Source organism: Pseudomonas sp. S2_A02, from assembly GCF_054668495.1.
On record NZ_CP162776.1, the window covers coordinates 3,571,157 to 3,591,464 of the forward strand.

Annotated in this window: 19 protein-coding genes; 7 read left to right on the forward strand and 12 right to left on the reverse strand. The window is 59.0% G+C overall.

Features of this window, described 5'->3' with window-relative positions; genetic code table 11:
* The first annotated feature begins 5 nt into the window (after positions 1-5).
* Positions 6-170 carry a hypothetical protein gene (locus tag AB4O41_RS16215; protein ID WP_460143914.1) on the forward strand — a complete coding sequence of 55 codons (165 nt, stop codon included), beginning with the start codon at positions 6-8 and terminating at the stop codon, positions 168-170.
* A 616-nt stretch (positions 171-786) separates the two neighbouring features.
* On the opposite strand, the gene AB4O41_RS16220 is transcribed toward AB4O41_RS16215, so the two are convergent.
* From AB4O41_RS16220 to AB4O41_RS16230, 3 genes are all read right to left on the reverse strand, one after another.
* Positions 787-1,062: an HU family DNA-binding protein gene (locus tag AB4O41_RS16220; protein WP_003213368.1), complete on the reverse strand. Its 276-nt coding sequence runs from the start codon at positions 1,060-1,062 to the stop codon at positions 787-789.
* A 192-nt stretch (positions 1,063-1,254) separates the two neighbouring features.
* Entirely contained in the window at positions 1,255-2,403 is a 1,149-nt protein-coding gene (locus tag AB4O41_RS16225; RefSeq protein ID WP_460143915.1) for an NAD(P)/FAD-dependent oxidoreductase, read from the reverse strand.
* Positions 2,404-2,422: 19 nt separating this feature from the next.
* Positions 2,423-2,590 (reverse strand): rubredoxin, encoded by a 168-nt coding sequence (locus tag AB4O41_RS16230; RefSeq protein ID WP_007896465.1) that lies wholly within the window; start codon positions 2,588-2,590, stop codon positions 2,423-2,425.
* 200 nt (positions 2,591-2,790) lie between these two features.
* Between AB4O41_RS16230 and AB4O41_RS16235 the strand changes: the two genes are divergently transcribed.
* Positions 2,791-3,354: a chorismate--pyruvate lyase family protein gene (locus AB4O41_RS16235; RefSeq protein ID WP_460143916.1), complete on the forward strand. Its 564-nt coding sequence runs from the start codon at positions 2,791-2,793 to the stop codon at positions 3,352-3,354.
* A complete protein-coding gene (gene ubiA / locus AB4O41_RS16240) occupies positions 3,354-4,244 on the forward strand; it encodes a 4-hydroxybenzoate octaprenyltransferase (RefSeq protein ID WP_460143917.1) in 891 nt (296 codons plus the stop codon). The genes AB4O41_RS16235 and ubiA overlap by 1 nt, the downstream gene beginning before the upstream one ends.
* 89 nt (positions 4,245-4,333) lie before the next feature.
* Here the strand turns inward: ubiA and AB4O41_RS16245 are convergent, their stop codons facing one another.
* On the reverse strand, positions 4,334-4,717 hold the full coding sequence (locus AB4O41_RS16245; RefSeq protein ID WP_460143919.1) for a COG4315 family predicted lipoprotein: 384 nt from the start codon (positions 4,715-4,717) through the stop codon (positions 4,334-4,336).
* 152 nt (positions 4,718-4,869) lie between these two features.
* Here AB4O41_RS16245 and phoB point away from each other — a divergent pair, with 152 nt between their 5' ends.
* From phoB to AB4O41_RS16260, 3 genes are all read left to right on the forward strand, one after another.
* Positions 4,870-5,559, forward strand: a complete 690-nt coding sequence (gene phoB, locus AB4O41_RS16250; protein ID WP_460143921.1) for a phosphate regulon transcriptional regulator PhoB — start codon at positions 4,870-4,872, stop codon at positions 5,557-5,559.
* A gap of 76 nt (positions 5,560-5,635) precedes the next feature.
* Positions 5,636-6,922 carry a phosphate regulon sensor histidine kinase PhoR gene (phoR, locus tag AB4O41_RS16255; protein ID WP_460148359.1) on the forward strand — a complete coding sequence of 429 codons (1,287 nt, stop codon included), beginning with the start codon at positions 5,636-5,638 and terminating at the stop codon, positions 6,920-6,922.
* Positions 6,923-7,044: 122 nt separating this feature from the next.
* Positions 7,045-8,385 (forward strand): hemolysin family protein, encoded by a 1,341-nt coding sequence (locus tag AB4O41_RS16260; protein WP_460143922.1) that lies wholly within the window; start codon positions 7,045-7,047, stop codon positions 8,383-8,385.
* Between the two features lie 144 nt (positions 8,386-8,529).
* Here AB4O41_RS16260 and AB4O41_RS16265 read toward each other — a convergent pair whose 3' ends face one another.
* The 8 genes from AB4O41_RS16265 to AB4O41_RS16300 form a co-directional block, all read right to left on the reverse strand.
* Positions 8,530-9,426 (reverse strand): peptidoglycan DD-metalloendopeptidase family protein, encoded by an 897-nt coding sequence (locus AB4O41_RS16265; RefSeq protein WP_460143923.1) that lies wholly within the window; start codon positions 9,424-9,426, stop codon positions 8,530-8,532.
* A 209-nt stretch (positions 9,427-9,635) separates the two neighbouring features.
* The gene (locus AB4O41_RS16270) at positions 9,636-10,586 is read right to left on the reverse strand and encodes a response regulator (RefSeq protein WP_460143924.1); all 951 of its coding nucleotides are present in this window, start codon (positions 10,584-10,586) and stop codon (positions 9,636-9,638) included.
* Positions 10,587-10,781: 195 nt separating this feature from the next.
* On the reverse strand, positions 10,782-11,543 hold the full coding sequence (gene phoU / locus AB4O41_RS16275) for a phosphate signaling complex protein PhoU (RefSeq protein ID WP_008073516.1): 762 nt from the start codon (positions 11,541-11,543) through the stop codon (positions 10,782-10,784).
* A 71-nt stretch (positions 11,544-11,614) separates the two neighbouring features.
* A complete protein-coding gene (pstB, locus tag AB4O41_RS16280; RefSeq protein WP_367373625.1) occupies positions 11,615-12,448 on the reverse strand; it encodes a phosphate ABC transporter ATP-binding protein PstB in 834 nt (277 codons plus the stop codon).
* Positions 12,449-12,627: 179 nt separating this feature from the next.
* A complete protein-coding gene (gene pstA, locus AB4O41_RS16285; protein WP_460143925.1) occupies positions 12,628-14,298 on the reverse strand; it encodes a phosphate ABC transporter permease PstA in 1,671 nt (556 codons plus the stop codon).
* A gap of 15 nt (positions 14,299-14,313) precedes the next feature.
* Positions 14,314-16,347 (reverse strand): ABC transporter permease subunit, encoded by a 2,034-nt coding sequence (locus AB4O41_RS16290; RefSeq protein ID WP_460148360.1) that lies wholly within the window; start codon positions 16,345-16,347, stop codon positions 14,314-14,316.
* 480 nt (positions 16,348-16,827) lie between these two features.
* On the reverse strand, positions 16,828-17,826 hold the full coding sequence (locus AB4O41_RS16295) for a phosphate ABC transporter substrate-binding protein PstS family protein (protein WP_460143926.1): 999 nt from the start codon (positions 17,824-17,826) through the stop codon (positions 16,828-16,830).
* Between the two features lie 239 nt (positions 17,827-18,065).
* Positions 18,066-19,364 (reverse strand): MFS transporter, encoded by a 1,299-nt coding sequence (locus tag AB4O41_RS16300; protein WP_460143927.1) that lies wholly within the window; start codon positions 19,362-19,364, stop codon positions 18,066-18,068.
* 508 nt (positions 19,365-19,872) lie between these two features.
* Here AB4O41_RS16300 and AB4O41_RS16305 point away from each other — a divergent pair.
* Entirely contained in the window at positions 19,873-20,277 is a 405-nt protein-coding gene (locus AB4O41_RS16305; RefSeq protein ID WP_007896491.1) for an acyl-CoA thioesterase, read from the forward strand.
* Positions 20,278-20,308 lie beyond the last annotated feature (31 nt).

A 20,308-nucleotide genomic window follows, 5' to 3' on the forward strand; every position in this document is an offset into this window, starting at 1 on the left:
AAGACATGAGCGGGTTGACGGATTTTCACGTTTTCTGGGGCGCTGCGATGGAGATTGCAGAAAAGCAATCCGCGTCGATGGAGGCCGAAGGTGCAGAAGATTTTGCAAGGGGCCTTTACAACGAATACGTCGAGCAAGGCGCCCCAAAAAATAAAAAAATGGCTAGCTGAACGTCTAGAAAATGAGTTCCTGTGTTTGAATGAAAAACCTGTATGGGTGGGCGAACCAGCTTGGTTGTATCACCAGGGCCAACCCATGGTCTTCTTACATCAATTTTTAGTCTCACCCTCAGCGCAGCATATAAAAGAAAAAATTTCACTTGGCGACACCCTATATGTGTTTGGCTCAAAACATATTCTTAGAAGATCGTCAGTGGATAGTTGGACGGTCATTTATCGAACGGCCGTCCAAACCTTTGAAGGAGAGACTGCAGTGGAAATCCTAGAGTAGGCCGTTAGAAATCCGACGCCCCTTATAGCGATCAAGTGTCAAGCAGGACGTCTATCATAAATACAGAATTATCATATGAAATGCTTATAGCTTCGGTAAGGCACGAGCCTTTCAAGAAAGACCAAAAAAATACCTGAAGTTCTATTTAGAGAAAAAAGCCTGACCAAGGCCGAGAGCTCTAGGGCCGACGCGTCGAAGAAACCGAGCAGGATACGGATGAAAAAGAAAGCTCAATCTGTGTGCCGGAAAAGCTAAAAAAATGGGCACCCGATCCAATCGGCGTGCCCATTCTTTTCATTACCGTTTTCCCCTCAGTGTTTGAGGTACTTGCAGCAATTATGGATTAACGCTGTCTTTCAACGATTTGCCTGGCTTGAACGCAACAGTGTTGCTGGCCTTGATTTTGACTGGCTCACCGGTCTGCGGGTTTTTACCCGTACGTGCACCGCGATGGCGTTGCAGGAAAGTCCCGAAGCCCACCAGCGTGACGCTGTCTTTGCGGTGCAGAGCGCCGGTGATTTCTTCGAGAACGGCGTTGAGAACGCGGTTGGCCTGTTCTTTGGTGAGGTCTGCTTTTTCCGCAATTGCAGCGGCGAGTTCTGGTTTACGCATTAGTGAAGCCCCTTTGACGGTTTTTTGTTGTTATGTCCGTGCTGTTCTCGTTGGAACAGCGCCTAAGGCGCCGCAGGTGCTCTACTCTGCGGCAGACGGGAGTGAGAATGGCACGCGCTTTAGAGCGGCGCCAGTCTCCCCGCGACCTTTGTGGGAGCAAAAGCGGGGTGATTCCGACAGAACGACCGCTATTTACGCCAGCAAGGCTGGAAGCTCTTTGTTCAGAGCGAGTTTTTCCATCACCGCCGTGCCTGTCAGGGCATAGCCCAGCAATTTTCCAGCGCTGTCGCGGCACAACACCTTGATGTCCGCGCCCTGCCCTTCGACCGTCCAGACGCCCTCCGCGCCCCGTGGCGGTGGCGAAACCACCAATGGGCAGACCGGGGTTTTCACGGTGATTGGCATCGGGCCATAAATCACTGCTGTAGGGTTGCCGGCGAGGGTTTGGGCCAGCGCTCTCGCACAGCTCATGAGGGGCATGACGTACAGCAGATTCAGCCCGTCGACCTCGGCGCAGTCGCCCAAGGCATAGATGTTGGCGTGAGAAGTTTTCAGATGACGGTCGACCACCACACCACGGTTGACCTGCAGCCCTGCAGCGGCCGCCAAGTCGATGCGCGGACGCAGACCGACGGCCGACACCACCACATCGCAAGGAATGACCTGGCCATCGGACAGATGCGCTTCCAGGCCATCAGCCACTCGTTGCAGGCGATTGAGCACCGGCCCGAGGTGGAAGCGTGCGCCCAGGCTTTCTAGCCCGGCTTGGACCGCAGCGGCCGCAGCCGGGTGCAGCAAGGTCGGCATGACCTGTTCGCAGGGTGCAACCAGTTGCACCTCGTAACCACCGAGGATGAGATCGTTGGCGAATTCGCAGCCGATCAAACCGGCGCCCAGCAGCAACACTCGACGCTTGCCGGCCGCAGCCGCACGAAAGCGTGCGTAGTCTTCAAGATCATTGATCGGGAAAACGGCATCCGCCGCGTCGCCTTCGATCGGCACCCGCACGGTTTCCGCGCCCCAGGCCAGGATGAGATCGCGGTAGATCACCGCCTCTTCGCCGATCCACAGGCGCTTGTGGCCCGGATCGATACCGCTGATGCGCGTGTGGGTGCGCACTTCGGCTTTCAATTGCTCGGCCATGACGCCCGGTTCGGCCATGCTCAGGCCATCGGCGTCTTTATTCTTGCCGAAGCCGGTGGAGAGCATCGGCTTGGAGTAGGAGCGTCCGTCATCTGCGGTAATCAGCAGCAGCGGGGTTTCGCCATCGAGTTTGCGAAACTCCCGGGCCAGGTTGTAGCCAGCCAGCCCAGTGCCGACGATCACGACAGGTGCGTTCATTCCCTTACTCCTTGGATTCTTAGTTGATTTCGATCATTTCGAAATCCATCTTGCCCACGCCGCAGTCCGGGCACAGCCAATCTTCCGGCACGTCCTGCCACGGCGTGCCCGCTGCAATACCGTCGTCCGGCCAGCCCTCGGCTTCGTTATAGATCAGGCCGCAGACCACACATTGCCACTTTTTCATTCAGGTACTTCCTCAGGATTCAGGCTTTTGCCGGCGCGAACGGTCGATCGGTGAAGCGTTGCCGTCCGGCTCAGGGGCGTTTTGTACTGATCGGACCCGGCAGATGCAAGCCTGTTCGGCGCAACGGCAGGCCGGTCAATCAAAATCGGTGCCTGACATGTTAAGCTCGCCGCCTCATTTGCTGCCAATAATGACTCACTGTGCCGCACTCAAAAGCCCCCTCCCCGACGCTGATCTGGCTCCCTCGAAGCCAACTGATGCCCCTCCCCGACACCTCTACGCTCGATTGGCTGTTCGACGAAGGATCGCTGACCCGGCGCCTGATCCGCCTGTCGAATGATGGCTTCAGCGTCACACCGCTGTTCGAAGGCTGGCAATCGCTACGCGTCGACGAATGTGCTGCGCTGGAGCTGGCCGAGGGCAGTGAAGGCTGGGTGCGCGAGGTGTATCTGCGCGGCCACGGAGAAGCCTGGGTGTTTGCCCGCAGCGTGGCGGCGCGTAGCGCGTTGCAGGGTGATGGATTGCATATGGACGAACTGGGCAGCCGCTCTCTGGGCGAATTGCTGTTTTGCGATCAGGCTTTTCAGCGCCGGGCCATCGAAGTTTGTCATTATCCTCAGGCATGGTTGCCGGTGGACGCTCAGTCGCCTGAACTGTGGGGCCGGCGCTCGCGTTTCGACCGCGGTGCCTTGAGCGTGCTGGTGGCCGAGATCTTCCTGCCGACCTTGTGGAACGCCACCCGCGCCCATCCGGAGAATTGCTGATGTACCAGAGCCTGCTCAAGTCCCTGAACCGCTTGAACCCTCGGGCCTGGGATTTTATTCAGCTGACTCGCATGGACAAGCCGATCGGCATTTATTTGCTGCTGTGGCCGACATTATGGGCACTCTGGATTGCCGGTGAAGGTTCGCCTTCGTTGGCCAATATCGTGATTTTCGTGCTCGGCGTGGTACTGACCCGTGCTGGCGGTTGTGTGATCAACGATTGGGCGGACCGCAAGGTCGATGGCCACGTGAAACGCACCGAACAGCGGCCACTGGTGAGCGGCAAGATCAGTTCGAAAGAAGCCCTGGTGTTTTTCGCGGTGCTGATGGGCGTGAGTTTCCTGCTGGTGTTGTGCACCAACGCGGCGACAGTCTGGCTGTCGCTGGGCGGTTTGGCCCTGGCATTCACTTACCCGTTCATGAAGCGCTATACCTATTACCCGCAAGTGGTGCTGGGCGCGGCATTCTCCTGGGGCATGCCGATGGCGTTTACCGCCGAAACCGGTGAACTGCCGGCGGTGGCCTGGTTGCTGTGGATCGCCAACCTGTTGTGGACCGTGGGCTACGACACCTATTACGCCATGACCGACCGCGATGACGACTTGAAGATCGGCGTGAAATCCACTGCAATTCTGTTTGGCGATGCCGACAGGGCGATCATTCTGACCCTGCAAGGATTGGCGTTGGGTTGCCTGCTGCTGGCGGGCTCGAAATTCCATCTCGGTGGCTGGTTCCACCTCGGGCTGCTGGCGGCGGCGGGTTGTTTTGCGTGGGAGTTCTGGTACACCCGCAGCAAGGACCGGATGCGTTGCTTCCGGGCGTTTTTACACAATCACTGGGCGGGGTTGGCGATTTTTGTCGGGATTGTGCTGGATTACGCGCTGCGTTGACCGTTGGAAAAGATCGCAGCCTGCGCCAGCTCCAACAGGGGGATGGAGCGACCGCAGGCTGCGAACTGTTTACGGCGCAGGCGAATCGCTTATTTATGCTCGCGCATGACGTGCCAGACGTCCTTCATATTGTCGCCTGCCATGTCACCGGGTTTTTTGTCCTTCATGAACATGTAAAGCGGCTTGCCGTCATAGGCCCACTGCATCTTACCGTCGTCACGCTTGATCGTGCTCCACTTGCCTTCGGGCTTGGCGCCCGCCGGTGCCATCATTGGCGGCCAGTATTCAGCGCACTCGCCGTTGCACATCGACTTACCGCCTGAGTCCTTGTCGTATGTGTACACCGTCATGCCCTTATGATCGACCATCATCCCGTCTTTCATCATCGCCGGCTCGGCGGCGAAGGCCAGGGACGGCAGCGTTAGCGCAGCCGTGACCAGCAGGGCCTTCCAGGATTGAGCAATGTGATTCATGGAAACCTTCCTCTTGTGGTTGTCAGGATTCGGACTTAGAGCTTAGTTCAGGATCGCGACAATCGCAGGACGGCTAAAATACTGTCACACGACTGCAATAATTCCGTTATCTAATGCGGCGCAAGACAGTTAAATGACAAGAGGATTAACGCATGGTTGGCAGGAGCATTCTGATCGTCGACGACGAAACGCCCATTCGCGAAATGATCGCCGTTGCGTTGGAAATGGCCGGCTACGACTGCCTGGAGGCAGAGAACTCGCAGCAGGCCCATGCCATTATCGTCGACCGCAAACCGGACCTGATCCTGCTCGACTGGATGTTGCCCGGCACCTCCGGCATCGAGCTGGCTCGCCGTCTCAAGCGCGATGAGCTGACCGGGGATATCCCGATCATCATGCTCACCGCCAAGGGCGAAGAGGACAACAAGATCCAGGGCCTGGAAGTCGGCGCTGACGACTACATCACCAAACCGTTTTCCCCCCGCGAGCTGGTGGCGCGCCTGAAAGCCGTGCTGCGCCGCGCCGGCCCGACCGACGGCGAAGCGCCGATCGAAGTCGGCGGCCTGCTGCTGGACCCGATCAGCCACCGCGTGACCATTGACGGCAAACCTGCCGAGATGGGCCCGACCGAGTACCGTTTGCTGCAGTTTTTCATGACCCACCAGGAACGTGCCTACACCCGTGGCCAGTTGCTGGATCAGGTCTGGGGCGGCAATGTCTATGTCGAAGAGCGCACCGTCGATGTCCACATCCGTCGCCTGCGCAAAGCCCTCGGCGATGCCTACGAAAATCTGGTACAAACCGTGCGCGGCACTGGCTACCGGTTTTCCACCAAGGCCTGAGCCGACTGCGCCAGACTCGCTGACAAGGACGCAATTTTCCGTGAACCAAAACTGGCATGGCACCCTGATTCGCCACATGCTGTTGCTGGTCACCGCCTGCTTGGTGATCGGCCTGATTTCCGGCTACTACGGCTGGAGCCTCGCCGTGGGCCTGGGCCTTTACCTGGCATGGACCCTCAAGCAGTTACTGCGCCTGCACGAATGGCTGCGCCTGCACCAACCCGATGAAGCACCGCCCGACGGCTACGGCCTGTGGGGTGAAGTGTTCGACAGCATCTACCACCTGCAACGCCGCGACCAACGGGTGCGCGGGCGCCTGCAAGCGGTGATCGACCGGGTCCAGGAATCCACCGCTGCGCTGAAAGACGCAGTGATCATGCTCGACAGCGACGGCAACCTGGAATGGTGGAACCGCGCCGCCGAAACCCTGCTCGGTCTCAAGACTCCTCAGGACAGTGGCCAGCCCGTGACCAACCTGGTGCGCCATCCGCGCTTCAAGGAGTACTTCGAGCAGGACAGCTACGCCGAGCCACTGGAAATCCCCTCGCCGATTAATGATCGCCTGCGTATTCAGCTATACATCACCCGCTACGGCAACAACGAACACTTGATGCTGGTGCGCGACGTGACGCGTATCCATCAGCTGGAACAGATGCGCAAAGACTTCATCGCCAATGTGTCCCACGAACTGCGCACGCCGCTGACGGTGATCTGCGGCTACCTGGAAACCCTGCTCGATAACGTCGAGGAAGTGAACCCGCGCTGGAGCCGTGCCCTGCAGCAGATGCAGCAGCAAGGCGGGCGCATGCAGACGTTGCTTAACGACTTGCTGCTGCTGGCCAAACTGGAAGCCACCGATTACCCGTCGGACAATCAACCGGTGTCCATCGACAGCCTGCTGCAATCGATCAAGGGCGACGCTCAGCAACTGTCCGGTCAACGCAATCAGCACATCAGCCTGGAAGCCGATCCGACGATTCTGCTCAAAGGCAGCGAAGCCGAATTGCGTAGCGCGTTCTCCAACCTGGTGTTCAACGCAGTGAAATACACCCCGGCCGAGGGCAATATCCGCATTCGCTGGTGGGGTGACGATCAAGGCGCGCATTTGAGTGTGCAAGATTCGGGTATCGGCATCGACAGCAAACACTTGCCGCGCTTGACTGAACGCTTCTACCGCGTTGATTCCAGCCGCAACTCCAACACCGGCGGCACCGGGCTGGGGCTCGCCATCGTCAAACATGTGTTGTTGCGCCATCGGGCACGTATGGAAATCAGCAGTGTGCCAGGTCATGGCAGTACGTTTACTTGCCATTTTTCGCCAGCCCAGGTCACTAAATCCCGTGTTATCAGCGCCACCGATTGATACCGGCCAGCACTCGCCACTAGGCAAGCCAAGAGTCAGCCGCTACATTGGCTGACTTGTGCCTGCCCTTCAGGCGCACTTTTTCTTTCCTTTCGAATACACGGAACCCGCAAAACTCCATCATGGACCCTTCCCCTGGCTTGACCCTCGCAACAATATTCGCCGATTTCGGCATGATTCTTTTTGCTCTGATCCTGGTTTTGCTCAACGGCTTTTTCGTTGCGGCGGAATTTGCCATGGTCAAATTGCGCTCGACCCGGGTCGAAGCCATCGCTGAACAGCACGGCTGGCGCGGGCACATCCTGCGCACCGTGCACAGTCAGCTCGATGCCTACCTGTCGGCGTGCCAATTGGGTATCACCCTCGCCTCCCTGGGCCTTGGCTGGGTCGGTGAACCGGCGTTCGCACACCTCCTCGAGCCGGTGCTCGAAGTGCTCGGCGTAGAGTCCGCCGAAGTGGTCAAAGGCGTGTCGTTCTTCACGGCGTTCTTTATCATTTCGTACCTGCACATCGTGGTCGGCGAACTGGCCCCGAAATCCTGGGCCATCCGCAAACCCGAGCTGCTGTCGCTCTGGACGGCCGTGCCGCTGTACCTGTTCTACTGGGCCATGTACCCGGCCATTTACCTGCTCAACGCCAGCGCCAACCAGATCCTGCGGATCGCCGGCCAGGGTGAACCCGGCCCGCATCACGAGCACCATTACAGCCGTGAAGAACTGAAACTGATCCTGCACTCCAGCCGTGGCCAGGATCCGAGCGACCAAGGCATGCGCGTTTTGGCCTCGGCAGTGGAAATGGGCGAGCTGGAAGTGGTCGACTGGGCCAACTCCCGGGAAGATCTGGTGACGCTGGAATTCAACGCGCCGCTCAAGGAAATTCTGGCGATGTTCCGTCGCCACAAATTCAGCCGCTACCCGGTGTACGACAGCGAGCGCCAGGAGTTCGTCGGCCTGCTGCACATCAAGGATTTGCTGCTTGAATTGGCCGCACTGGATCACATTCCCGAGTCGTTCAACCTCGCCGAGTTGACCCGGCCGCTGGAGCGCGTATCTCGCCATATGCCGCTGTCGCAGTTGCTGGAACAGTTCCGCAAGGGCGGCTCGCATTTCGCTGTGGTCGAGGAAGCCGACGGCAACATCATCGGCTACCTGACCATGGAAGACGTGCTGGAAGTGCTGGTCGGCGACATTCAGGATGAACACCGCAAGGCCGAACGCGGGATCCTCGCGTATCAGCCGGGCAAGTTGCTGGTTCGAGGCGATACGCCGCTGTTCAAGGTTGAACGCCTGCTGGGCATCGATCTGGACCACATCGAAGCCGAAACCCTCGCCGGGCTGGTCTACGAAACCCTGAAACGGGTGCCGGAGGAGGAAGAAGTGCTGGAAGTCGAAGGCTTGCGGATCATCATCAAGAAGATGAAAGGGCCGAAGATCATTTTGGCCAAGGTGTTGATGCTGGACTAAGCGATCCCTGACCGGATCCGTGTTGACCCCTTCGCGGGCAAGCTCACTCCCACACTTGTTATGCGTCGATCACATAAATAGGGTTCGACGCCGATCAAATGTGGGAGCGGGCTTGCTCGCGAATGCGTCAGACCAGACAACTCATCACTGCTTGCCCAACGCAAAGTTGGGCAACGCGCCTACCGGCTGATTGAACTGGTAGGGAATCGACACCAGCCCCAACCCGGTATTGCGCTGCACCACGAAGTGCAGGTGCGGGCCGCTGCTGTTGCCGGTATTGCCCGACAGCGCCAGCGCACTGCCCACCACCACTCGCTGACCTTCCCGTACGCTGACCGAACCTTTCTTGAGGTGCAGGTACACGCCCATGGTCCCGTCATCGTGCAATACCCGCACGAAATTGCCCGACGGATCGTTGCCGCGCCCGGTCTGGCCATTCTCGGTTTTCACTACCATCCCGCCGCGCGCCGCGATGATCGGCGTGCCTTCAGGCATCGCGATGTCCATCGCATAACGGTTCTTCGGCCCGTAGTGGCTGTATTGGCCATTGGCGCCCTGACTTAGCCGAAACGGCCCACCACGCCAAGGCAACGGATATCGATAGGCCATGGCGGCCCCTGCGGGGTCGCCCAGGGAATATTCGAACCTTGGGGTATACGCCAGCGGCCTTCCGGCCTTCGTCGCCTTGAGCAGCGCCAGACGAATGTTGCTGCGCGCCGGCAAAACCCGACGGATCGGTCGACTTGGCGCACCGCTGACGTTATTCAGCCCAGAAAAACTCAGCTCGATCTCGACCGGCGCATACAGGTCGTTGCGCACGAATACACTGTCCATGCCCCTCTGCTTCTTGATATCGAGGTACACCTGCCGCTCAAGACGCTCGACCATTCGGTCCCGAAAAACGAACACCTTCGCGCCTTTGGTGGGGCGGTCGCTGTAAGAGACCACGCCACTGGCGTCGGTAGACCGGTAAATCGTCATGGCCACAGCCGAGGTGGAGGCCATGAACAGACCACAGAAAAACAGCAGGCGCGCGAGCATGGGCAAGATTCTGTCGAGTAAGGCCTGGGAAGGAGCCTAGCAGCTGAAATGGACCCGCGTAGTCGACAGATGTTTCAAGATGGGCGGTTCAGGAGACGTGCGGCGAATTCAATGGCCCCATCGCGAGCAGGCTAGCTCCCACATTGGAATGCATTTCAAATGTGGGAGCGAGCCTGCTCGCGATGGCTTTGGGTCAGGCGACGCCAGGCTTACGCGCCCGGTACGAAATGCTTCTGCGCCGTGCCACGGGCGATCAGGCGGGAGATGTAGTCGAGCTTCTGCGCATCCTGGTCGACAAAGCGGAAAGTCAGTTGCAGCCAGTCGCTGTCAGGTTTCGGCTCATAGGCGACGATGGCATGCAGGTAGCCGTTGAGGCGGGCGATTTCAGCGTTGTCGCCCTGTTCCAGGTCAAGCACGGCGCTGTCGAGGACTTGTGGCAGGGTGTCGGTGCGTTTCACCACCAGCAGCGCTTCCTTGATGCTCAAGGCCTTGATCACGCATTGCTGAGTGCCGCTGGGCAGGCGCAGCTGGCCTTGGCCACGACCGCCGGCCGATGCGGCGGAGGCGGCAGGTGCCTTGACTGGCGGGCTATTGAGCAGGCCACGAGACGGTGCGGCTGCCGGGGCTGGCGCTGCGGCGACGGGTTTGGCGAACGGGTTGACGACGGCTGCCGATGGGGTAGCCAAGGCAGCCTTGCCGCCGGTCAACGCGCTAAGGGAATCATTGCCGAATGCCGAGTTCATTTTGGTCGGCGCGCTGTTCATCAAGGTGTCGAGCTTGCCAACCTTGTTCAGCGCCTGCTTGACCTTGGTCAGCAGCTGCTCATTGGTGAACGGCTTGCTGACGTAGCCGGAAACCCCGGCCTGAATCGCCTGGACGACGTTCTCTTTGTCGCCACGGCTGGTGACCATCACGAACGGCATGGTCTTGAGGTTTTCCTGCTCGCGGCACCAGGTCAGCAGCTCCAGACCGGACATTTCCGGCATTTCCCAGTCGCACAGAACCAGGTCGAACGCTTCTTTGGCCAGCATGGCCTGGGCCTTTTTGCCGTTGACTGCATCTTCGGTCCGGATCCCCGGGAAGTAGTTGCGCAGGCACTTCTTCACCAAGTCACGAATGAACGACGCATCGTCCACGACCAACACACTGATCTTGCTCATCCAACACCCCTTTAAAAATCCCGGCAAGCATAACGCTGGCTGATGGCACTTTGCCAAAACTCTTCAGTCACGCCGGGACTTTTCGTTCGCGGGTGCTGCTTTTCTATTCGGTTTTTCAATTCGGCTTTTCAATTCGAGAGCCGCACACAAACAAAAACGCCCGGCCAAAGGGCCGGGCGCTTTTCTTGGGCAATCTTACTTATCGTCAGCTTTGCCCGGAACATTAGCGGTTTCGGCACTTGTGCCTTCAACTTCTTCTTTCATGCGCTTGAGGCCCAGGTGACGCACGTCAGTGCCACGCACCAGGTAAATCACCAGTTCCGAGATGTTGCGCGCGTGGTCGCCGATCCGCTCCAGCGAGCGTAGCACCCAGATAATGCTCAAGACCCGCGAGATAGAGCGTGGGTCTTCCATCATGTAGGTGGCGAGTTCACGCAGTGCGGTCTTGTATTCGCGGTCGATGATCTTGTCGTATTGCGCCACCGACAACGCCAGATCGGCGTCGAAGCGGGCAAATGCGTCCAGGGCATCGCGAACCATGTTGCGCACCTGGTCGCCGATGTGGCGAACCTCGACGTAACCGCGCGGCGCTTCGCCTTCTTCGCATAACTGGATGGCACGACGGGCGATCTTGGTGGCTTCGTCTCCGATGCGCTCCAGATCGATCACCGACTTGGAGATGCTGATGATCAACCGCAAATCCGACGCCGCCGGCTGACGACGGGCCAGAATGCGCAGGCATTCTTCGTCGATGTTGCGTTCCATCTGGTTGATCTGGTCGTCGATCTCACGCACTTGCTGGGCTAGGCCGGAGTCGGCCTCGATCAGCGCGGTGACCGCGTCGTTGACCTGCTTCTCGACCAGACCGCCCATGGCCAGGAGGTGGCTGCGCACTTCCTCGAGCTCAGCGTTGAACTGCTGGGAGATGTGATGGGTAAGGCCTTCTTTACTAATCATGTTGGCGTCCTTGGAGCGTCCGGTAAGGTGCGGTGGACCGCAGCGTCAGTTCAGTGAGTAACAACCGCTTGCTAGCCGTAACGACCGGTAATGTAGTCTTCGGTCTGCTTCTTCGCCGGATTGGTGAACAGGGTGTCGGTGTCGCCGAATTCCACCAGTTTGCCCATGTACATGAACGCCGTGTAGTCGGAAACCCGCGCGGCCTGTTGCATGTTGTGGGTCACGATAACAATGGTGAACTTGGATTTCAGTTCGTAGATCAGCTCTTCGACTTTCAGCGTCGAGATCGGGTCGAGTGCCGAGCACGGTTCGTCGAGCAGCAGCACTTCCGGCTCCACGGCGATGGTGCGGGCAATCACCAGACGTTGCTGCTGACCACCGGACAAGCCAAGGGCCGACTCGTGCAGACGGTCTTTGACCTCATCCCACAACGCCGCGCCTTTCAATGCCCACTCGACGGCTTCGTCAAGAATGCGTTTCTTGTTGATGCCCTGGATGCGCAAACCGTAAACCACGTTTTCGTAAATGGTTTTCGGGAACGGGTTGGGCTTCTGGAACACCATCCCGACGCGACGACGCAGCTCGGCCACGTCCTCGCCCTTGCGGTAGATGTTGTGACCGTAGAGGTTGATCGCGCCGTCGACGCGGCAGCCGTCCACCAGGTCATTCATGCGGTTGAAGGTGCGCAGCAGCGTAGACTTGCCGCAGCCGGACGGGCCGATGAAGGCGGTCACTCGCTGTTTCGGGATGTTCATGCTGACGTCGAACAGCGCTTGTTTGTCGCCGTAGAACAGGCTCAGGCCTGGCACTTCGATGGCCACGGTTTCCTGCTCGAGGCTCAGGCTCTGTTTGTCGCGGCCCAAGGCCGACATGTTGATGCCGTGAGTGTGTGCTTCGTGCTGCATGGGAGGCTCCCTGTGCTAACAAATTCGGTTCGGGACGCCGTTTCACGGCATGCCCAATAATTGTTCGATCAAACGCGAGCTAGTGTGGGAGCGGGCTTGCTCGCGAAGAGGTCATCACATTCAACATCAATGTTGCCTGACCCACCGCCTTCGCGAGCAAGCCCGCTCCCACATTTAGATCAACTATCCAGCGCTTTGTATTTCTCGCGCAGATGGTTACGGATATAAACAGCCGACAGGTTCAATGTCGCGATCACCAGCACCAGCAGCAGCGCCGTGGCATACACCAGCGGCCGCGCGGCTTCGACGTTCGGGCTCTGGAAACCGACGTCATAAATGTGGAAGCCCAAGTGCATGATCTTCTGGTCCAGGTGCAAGTACGGGTAGTTGCCATCCAGCGGCAGCGACGGCGCCAGTTTCACCACACCCACCAGCATCAGCGGCGCCACTTCCCCGGCGGCACGGGCCACGGCGAGGATCATGCCGGTCATCATTGCCGGGCTGGCCATTGGCAGCACGATCTTCCACAAGGTTTCAGCCTTGGTTGCACCGAGGGCGAGCGAGCCTTCGCGAACGGTGCGAGGAATCCGCGCCAGGCCTTCTTCGGTGGCCACGATCACCACCGGCACCGCCAGCAGCGCCAGGGTCAGCGACGCCCAGAGCAGGCCCGGCGTACCGAAGGTCGGCGCCGGCAGCGCTTCAGGGAAGAACAACCGGTCGACCGAACCGCCGAGCACATAGACGAAGAAGCCCAGACCGAATACGCCGTAAACGATGGCCGGAACACCCGCCAGGTTGTTCACCGCGATGCGGATCAGCCGGGTCATCGGTCCTTGCCGCGCATATTCACGCAGGTAAACCGCCGCCAGAACGCCGAACGGCGTCACGATCATCGCCATGATCAACGTCATCATCACGGTGCCGAAAATCGCCGGGAAAATCCCGCCTTCGGTGTTGGCTTCACGCGGGTCATCACTGAGGAATTCCCAGACCTTGCTGAAGTAAAAGCCGATCTTGGTGAAGGTGCCCATGGCGTTCGGCTGGTAGGCGTGAACCACTTTACCGATACCGATTTCGACTTCTTTGCCGTTCGCGTCGCGAGCGGTCAGGCTGTCGCGGTTGAACTGCGCGTGCAGATCATTCAGGCGCGCTTCAATTTCCTGATAACGGGCATTCAACTCGGCGCGCTCGGACTCCAGGTCCGCTTGAGCGGCTGCGTCGAGATGGCCGGCCAGCTCCAGTTTGCGACCGTGCAGACGCACACGCTCCAGTCCGGCGTTGATCGCGCCGATGTCGGTTTTTTCCAGGCTCTTGAGCTGTGCGGCGAGCTGGTTGACACGATCGACACGCGCCTGCAACTCAGGCCATGCGGCCTCGCCTTCAGCGATGACCTTGCCGTCCTGTTTAACGTTGACCAGGTAGCCGTAAAAGTTGCCCCACTCGCGACGCTCAATGGTCATCAGCTCAGGTGGGGTTTTCTGGTTGGTCAGCCACTCGCCGACAATCCACGTGAAGTCGGTGCCGTTCAGATCACGGTTGCCGACCTTGATCAGCTCGCGGGTCATGAACTCCGGGCCCTGATCGGGCACCGGCAGGCCAGCGCTTTTCAGGCGCTCGCGTGGCACTTCTTCCTTCTGCACCACTTCGCCTATGACCAGGTGATTGGCTTGGCCCGGCACGTCGTAACTGGCGTGGATCAGGTCCGCCGGCCAGAAGTGACCCAGACCGCGCACGGCAATCACCGCCAGCAGGCCAATGGTCATGATGACCGCAATGGACACCGCGCCGCCGCTGATCCAGACGCCCGGGGCGCCGCTCTTGAACCATCCATTCAGGGAGTTCTGTTTCACAGACTTCTACCTTTGTTAAAGCGACGAGTATTTCTTGCGCAGACGCTGACGAATCAGTTCCGCGAGGGTGTTCATGATGAAGGTGAACAACAGCAGCACCAGCGCCGAGAGGAACAGCACGCGGTAGTGGCTGCCGCCGACTTCCGATTCGGGCATTTCCACCGCGACGTTGGCCGCCAGGGTGCGCAGGCCTTCGAACAGGTTCATTTCCATGACCGGGGTGTTACCGGTGGCCATCAGCACGATCATGGTTTCACCGACCGCACGGCCCATGCCGATCATCAGTGCCGAGAAGATGCCCGGGCTGGCGGTGAGAATCACCACGCGGGTCATGGTCTGCCACGGTGTGGCACCGAGGGCCAGGGAGCCCAGAGTCAGGCCACGAGGCACGCTGAACACGGCGTCTTCGGCGATGGAATAGATGTTCGGAATCACCGCGAAGCCCATGGCCAGACCGACCACCAGAGCGTTGCGTTGGTCGTAGGTAATCCCTAAGTCGTGGGAGATCCACATGCGCATGTCGCCGCCGAAGAACCAGGTTTCCATGTACGGGCTCATGTACAGCGACAACCAGCCCACAAACAGAATCACCGGGATCAGGATCGCGCTTTCCCAGCCGTCCGGCACTTTCAGGCGGATGGACTCAGGCAGGCGACTGAAGACGAAACCCGCCACCAGAATGCCGATCGGCAGGAGCATCAGCAGGCTGAAGATGCCGGGCAAATGCCCTTCCACATACGGCGCCAGGAACAGGCCGGCGAAGAAGCCGAGGATCACCGTCGGCATCGCTTCCATCAACTCGATCACCGGTTTGACCTTGCGACGCATGCCCGGGGCCATGAAGTACGCGGTGTAGATTGCCGCGGCCACGGCCAGTGGCGCGGCCAGCAGCATCGCGTAGAACGCAGCTTTCAGGGTACCGAAGGTCAGCGGCGAGAGGCTCAGCTTGGGTTCGAAGTCGGTGTTGGCTGCGGTCGATTGCCAGACGTATTTAGGCTCGTCGTAGTTCTCGTACCAGACCTTGCTCCACAACGCGCTCCACGAGACTTCCGGGTGCGGGTTGTCGAGCAGCAACGGTTGCAGCTTGCCGCCCTGCTCCACGATCACGCGGTTGGCCCGTGGCGACAAACCGAACAGGCCTTGGCCATCAACCACCTGGTCTACCAGCAAAGTGCGGTGAGCGGTGCTGTGGAATACGCCGAGTTTGCCGGACGCGTCGAGGGCAACGAAGCCTTTACGACGTTCTTCGGCGGTGATCTCAACGATCGGCGCAGTGCCCATCTGGAAGGTACGAATCTGCTTCAGACGCAGCTCGCCATCCGGGTCGCGGGCCATGAACCACTGGGCGAGACCGCCCTTGGAGTTGCCGACAATCAGCGAGATGCCGCCCAGCAATTGAGTACTGGCGGTCACTTCGGCATTGCCATCTTCAAGCAACTTGTAGCGGCCGTTGAGGCTCTTGTCGCGCAGGCTGAACACGTCGGCTTGAGCGCGACCGTTGACCACGTACAGCCATTGCTGACGCGGGTCGACGAAGATGTTCTTCACCGGCTCGGTCATTTGCGGCAGTTCGATGCGCTTCTGCTCGTTGGTGACTTCGCCGGTCATCATGTTTTCTTCGCTGGTCAGCGACATGACATGTAGCTGCGCACCGGTGGAACCGGCCAGCAGCAGGGTCGATTCGGTAGCGTTGAGGCTGACGTGCTCCAGCGCTCCGCCCGCCTCGTTCAGTGCGACCGGCGTTTCGCCGTACGGGTACTCGATGGCCGGCGAGATGGTTTTCTTGCCTTCCGGGTAGCTGACTTTATAGGTGTGACGGAACACCAGCGCCTGGCCGTTGGACAAGCCCACCGCCACCAATGGATGACCGGGTTGATCCTCACCGATGGAGGTCACGCTGGTGCCGGCCGGAATCGGCAGGTCGACGCGGCGCAGTTCAGCGCCAGTGTCGATATCAAAGAACAAAGCCTGGCCCTTGTCGGAAACCCGCATGGCGACCTGGTTCTGCTCTTCGAGGGAGATCATCAGCGGCTTGCCGGCGTCTTGCATCCAGGCGGGCGTGATGGCGTCTTTGGCGGTCAGGTCGGCACCCTGGAACAGCGGCGCGACGACGTAACCGAGGAAGAAAAAGATCAGGGTGATTGCGCCAAGAACGGCGAGGCCGCCGACGAGGACGTACCAGCGGGTCAGGCGATCTTTCAGCGCACGAATGCGGCGCTTGCGTTGCAGCTCAGGCGTATTGAAGTCAATTCGCTTGGGGGGATTTGTAGTCATGGTGGAGTTGGCCAGATCATTCATTCGCACACCCTAGCGATCCTGTATGACAGAAAGATGACAATGCAGTGACGCAACAAATCCGCCGCCGGTGGGAACTGGCAGTGGATCGGAAATTTGGGGAGTGTGTAGGCTGTCGAGGGAACCGAGGCTGCGATCTTTTGATCTTGCAGTTGGGAAGCCAGATCAAAGATCGCAGCCTCGGTTCCCTCGACAGTTCCTACACAGGTCCGGGTTTACCCCAGACCTAGGGTTTTACTTTTTTGCGACGTTGGCGCCTTCTTGCAGACCCAGGTCAGCCAGTGCTTTTGCAGCAACCTTGGCTGGCAGCGGGATGTAGCCGTCTTTCACAACCACTTCCTGACCCTGTTTGGACAGAATCAGTTTCACGAACTCGGCTTCCAGCGGGGCCAGAGGCTTGTTCGGGGCCTTGTTGACGTATACGTAGAGGAAACGCGACAGCGGATACTTGCCGTTCAGGGCGTTCTCTTCGGTGTCTTCGATGAACTCAGTGGTGCCTTTCTTGGCCAGGGCCACGGTTTTCACGCTGGCGGTCTTATAGCCGATGCCCGAGTAACCCACACCGTTCAGCGAGGAGCTGATCGACTGCACGACCGAAGCCGAGCCTGGTTGTTCGTTCACGTTTGGCTTGTAGTCGCCTTTGCACAGGGCTTCTTCCTTGAAGTAGCCATAAGTGCCGGATACCGAGTTACGACCGAACAGTTGCACTGGCTTGTTGGCCAGGTCGCCGGTCACACCCAGGTCGCCCCAGGTTTTCACGTCAGCTTTGGCGCCGCACAGACGCGTCGAGGAGAAGATCGCGTCGACCTGTTCCATGGTCAGGTGCTGGATCGGGTTGTCTTTGTGCACGAAGACAGCCAGGGCGTCGACGGCAACCGGGATAGCGGTTGGCTTGTAGCCGTACTTCTGCTCGAAGGCAGCCAGTTCGGTGTCCTTCATCTTGCGGCTCATCGGGCCCAGGTTAGAGGTGCCTTCAGTCAACGCAGGTGGCGCAGTGGCGGAGCCAGCGGCCTGAATCTGGATGTTTACGTTCGGGTATTCTTTTTTGTAATTCTCAGCCCACAGAGTCATGAGGTTGGCCAGGGTATCGGAGCCGACGCTGGACAGGTTGCCCGACACACCAGTGGTCTTGGTGTAGCTCGGGATCGACGGGTCAACAGCGGCAACCGCGTTGGCAGTCGCAACGCCAGCAGCGACAAAAGTCATTGCCGCCATCAAACGCTTCAGTTTCATGCCTTACTCCTAGCAGATAGGTGTGTTAAGTCGGGGCCAAGTATCAGCAGGCCGTGTGAACACTCTATGGCTGAAATATGACAATTGGATGAAAGGCCAGCATTTGGTTTTACAAGATGATTCGCGTTGCCTTCATCGCGAGCAGGCTCGCTCCCACAGGGGGTCTGCGGTGAATACAGAACCAATGTGGGAGCGAGCCTGCTCGCGATGGGGTCAGTACACTCGATGAAAGCGTCGGCCTATCGCCCCTTCTTCCAGAGATATCCACCCACAAGAATCCCGACACCACAAATAATCGCCACATAATAGGCAGGCCCCAGCGGGCTTTCCTTCAGCAGCAACGTCACCACCATCGGCGTCAGGCCACCGAAAATCGCGTAAGCCAGGTTGTAGGAAAACGACAACCCACTGAACCGCACCACCGCCGGGAAGGCTTTGACCATCACGTACGGCACCGCACCGATAGTGCCGACCAGCAAACCGGTCAGGGCATACATCGGGAACAGCCACTCGGGATGGTTGAACAGGCTGTGATAGAACGTCCACGAACTGATCAGCAGCGCGGCGCTACCGAACACGAATACCCGGCCGGCGCCGAAGCGGTCAGCCAATGCACCGGAGGCCACACAGCCCAGGCTCAGGAACACGATGGCCAGGCTGTTGGCTTGCAACGCGGTGGTCGGCGCGAAGTGGTAGACGGTCTGCAGCACGGTTGGGGTCATGAGAATGATCACGATGATGCCGGCGGACAGCAGCCAGGTCAGCAGCATGGAAATCAGAATCGCACCGCGATGGTCACGTAACACGGCACGCAGTGGCACTTCTTCGGCCAGCGCTTTGCGCAATTGCAATTCGGCGAACACCGGGGTTTCGTGGAGCCAGCGGCGCAGGTAGACCGAGAACAGGCCAAACACACCGCCCAGCAGGAACGGGATCCGCCAGGCGTAATCCGCGACTTCAATCGGCGTGTAAATGCTGTTGATCGCGGTGGCGACCAACGAGCCCAAAAGAATACCGGCGGTCAGACCGCAGGTCAGTGTGCCGCAGGCATAACCGATGTGCCGCTGCGGCACGTGTTCGGAAACGAATACCCAAGCCCCGGGCACTTCACCGCCAATCGCCGCGCCCTGGATCACCCGCATCAGCAGCAACAGGATCGGCGCCCACATACCGATCTGCGCATAAGTCGGCAGCAAGCCCATGATCAGGGTCGGCACTGCCATCATGAAAATGCTCAAGGTGAACATCTTCTTGCGCCCCAGCAGATCACCGAAGTGCGCCATGACGATGCCGCCCAGCGGCCGCGCCAGATAGCCAGCGGCGAAGATGCCGAACGTCTGCATCAGGCGCAGCCACTCGGGCATATCGGCAGGGAAGAACAGTTTGCCGACCACCGTGGCGAAGAACACAAAGATGATGAAGTCGTAAAACTCCAGCGCGCCGCCCAAGGCAGACAGCGATAACGTCTTATAGTCGTTGCGGGTCAGCGGGCGTGCAGATTGATTGGGATGCGCGATGCTCGAGGGCGCTGTGGTCATGGCAAGGGCTTCTCTTATAGTCGGATCTGCAACCTCAACAACGCTGGCAGAGGCTTGGGCAGGTTCGGCACGATAGCAAATTGTTCGAAAAAGCACATAGAGGCACGTATTTGACGGTCAAAATGAGAACCGGATGGTCGTCTCGGAGTCAACCGATCGATATACTCGTAACATTGCAACGGCTTGTAAGGGGTTGCTGTGCGAAACCGTCGTTGGCACCTGTCAGCCGATTTCGCAGAGTTTCCCTTTAGGCGCCTTACGAAAAACGTGACGAACGTAGTATGTTCGGGGCTGAATCGTTTTTCCAAGGCTCCAGTGTGCAAAGTCGCCGAGTGAAGGTCAGGCAAGGCAAAAACAGGCGAGGACGCTGAGTTTACTGCTGTAAATGAGCGTCCGAGCCTGTTTTTAACGCAGCATGACCGAGCGCAGGCACTTTGCACGCGGAGCCGTAAGACGGCTATTCACCCGCTACATATATGAAGAGTCACGGGTCAGAGGCACCCCCGGCATGATAGAGCTCGAACAAGAAGATCCAATCCCGCAAGGCGACCTGGCCCTGCAAATCACCGCGCTTCCGCGTGAAACCAATGGCTTTGGCGATATTTTCGGCGGCTGGTTGGTGGCGCAGATGGATTTGGCCGGTACCGCTATGGCCAGCAAGGTTGCCGGTGGTCGCGTAGCCACCGTTGCGATCGATCGCATGGCGTTCCTGGTGCCGGTGGCGGTGGGTGCTCAGCTGTCCTTTTATACCCAGGCCCTGGAAATCGGCCGCAGCTCGATTCAGATGATGGTCGAAGTCTGGAGCGACGATCCACTGTCCAGCGAATGGCGTAAAGTGACCGAAGCCGTCTTCGTGTTCGTCGCCATCGACGGCAGCGGCCGCACTCGCTCGGTTCCGCCCAGAGCTCGTTGAACCGGAGCTGGTAAAAACCAGAGTCCGTAAA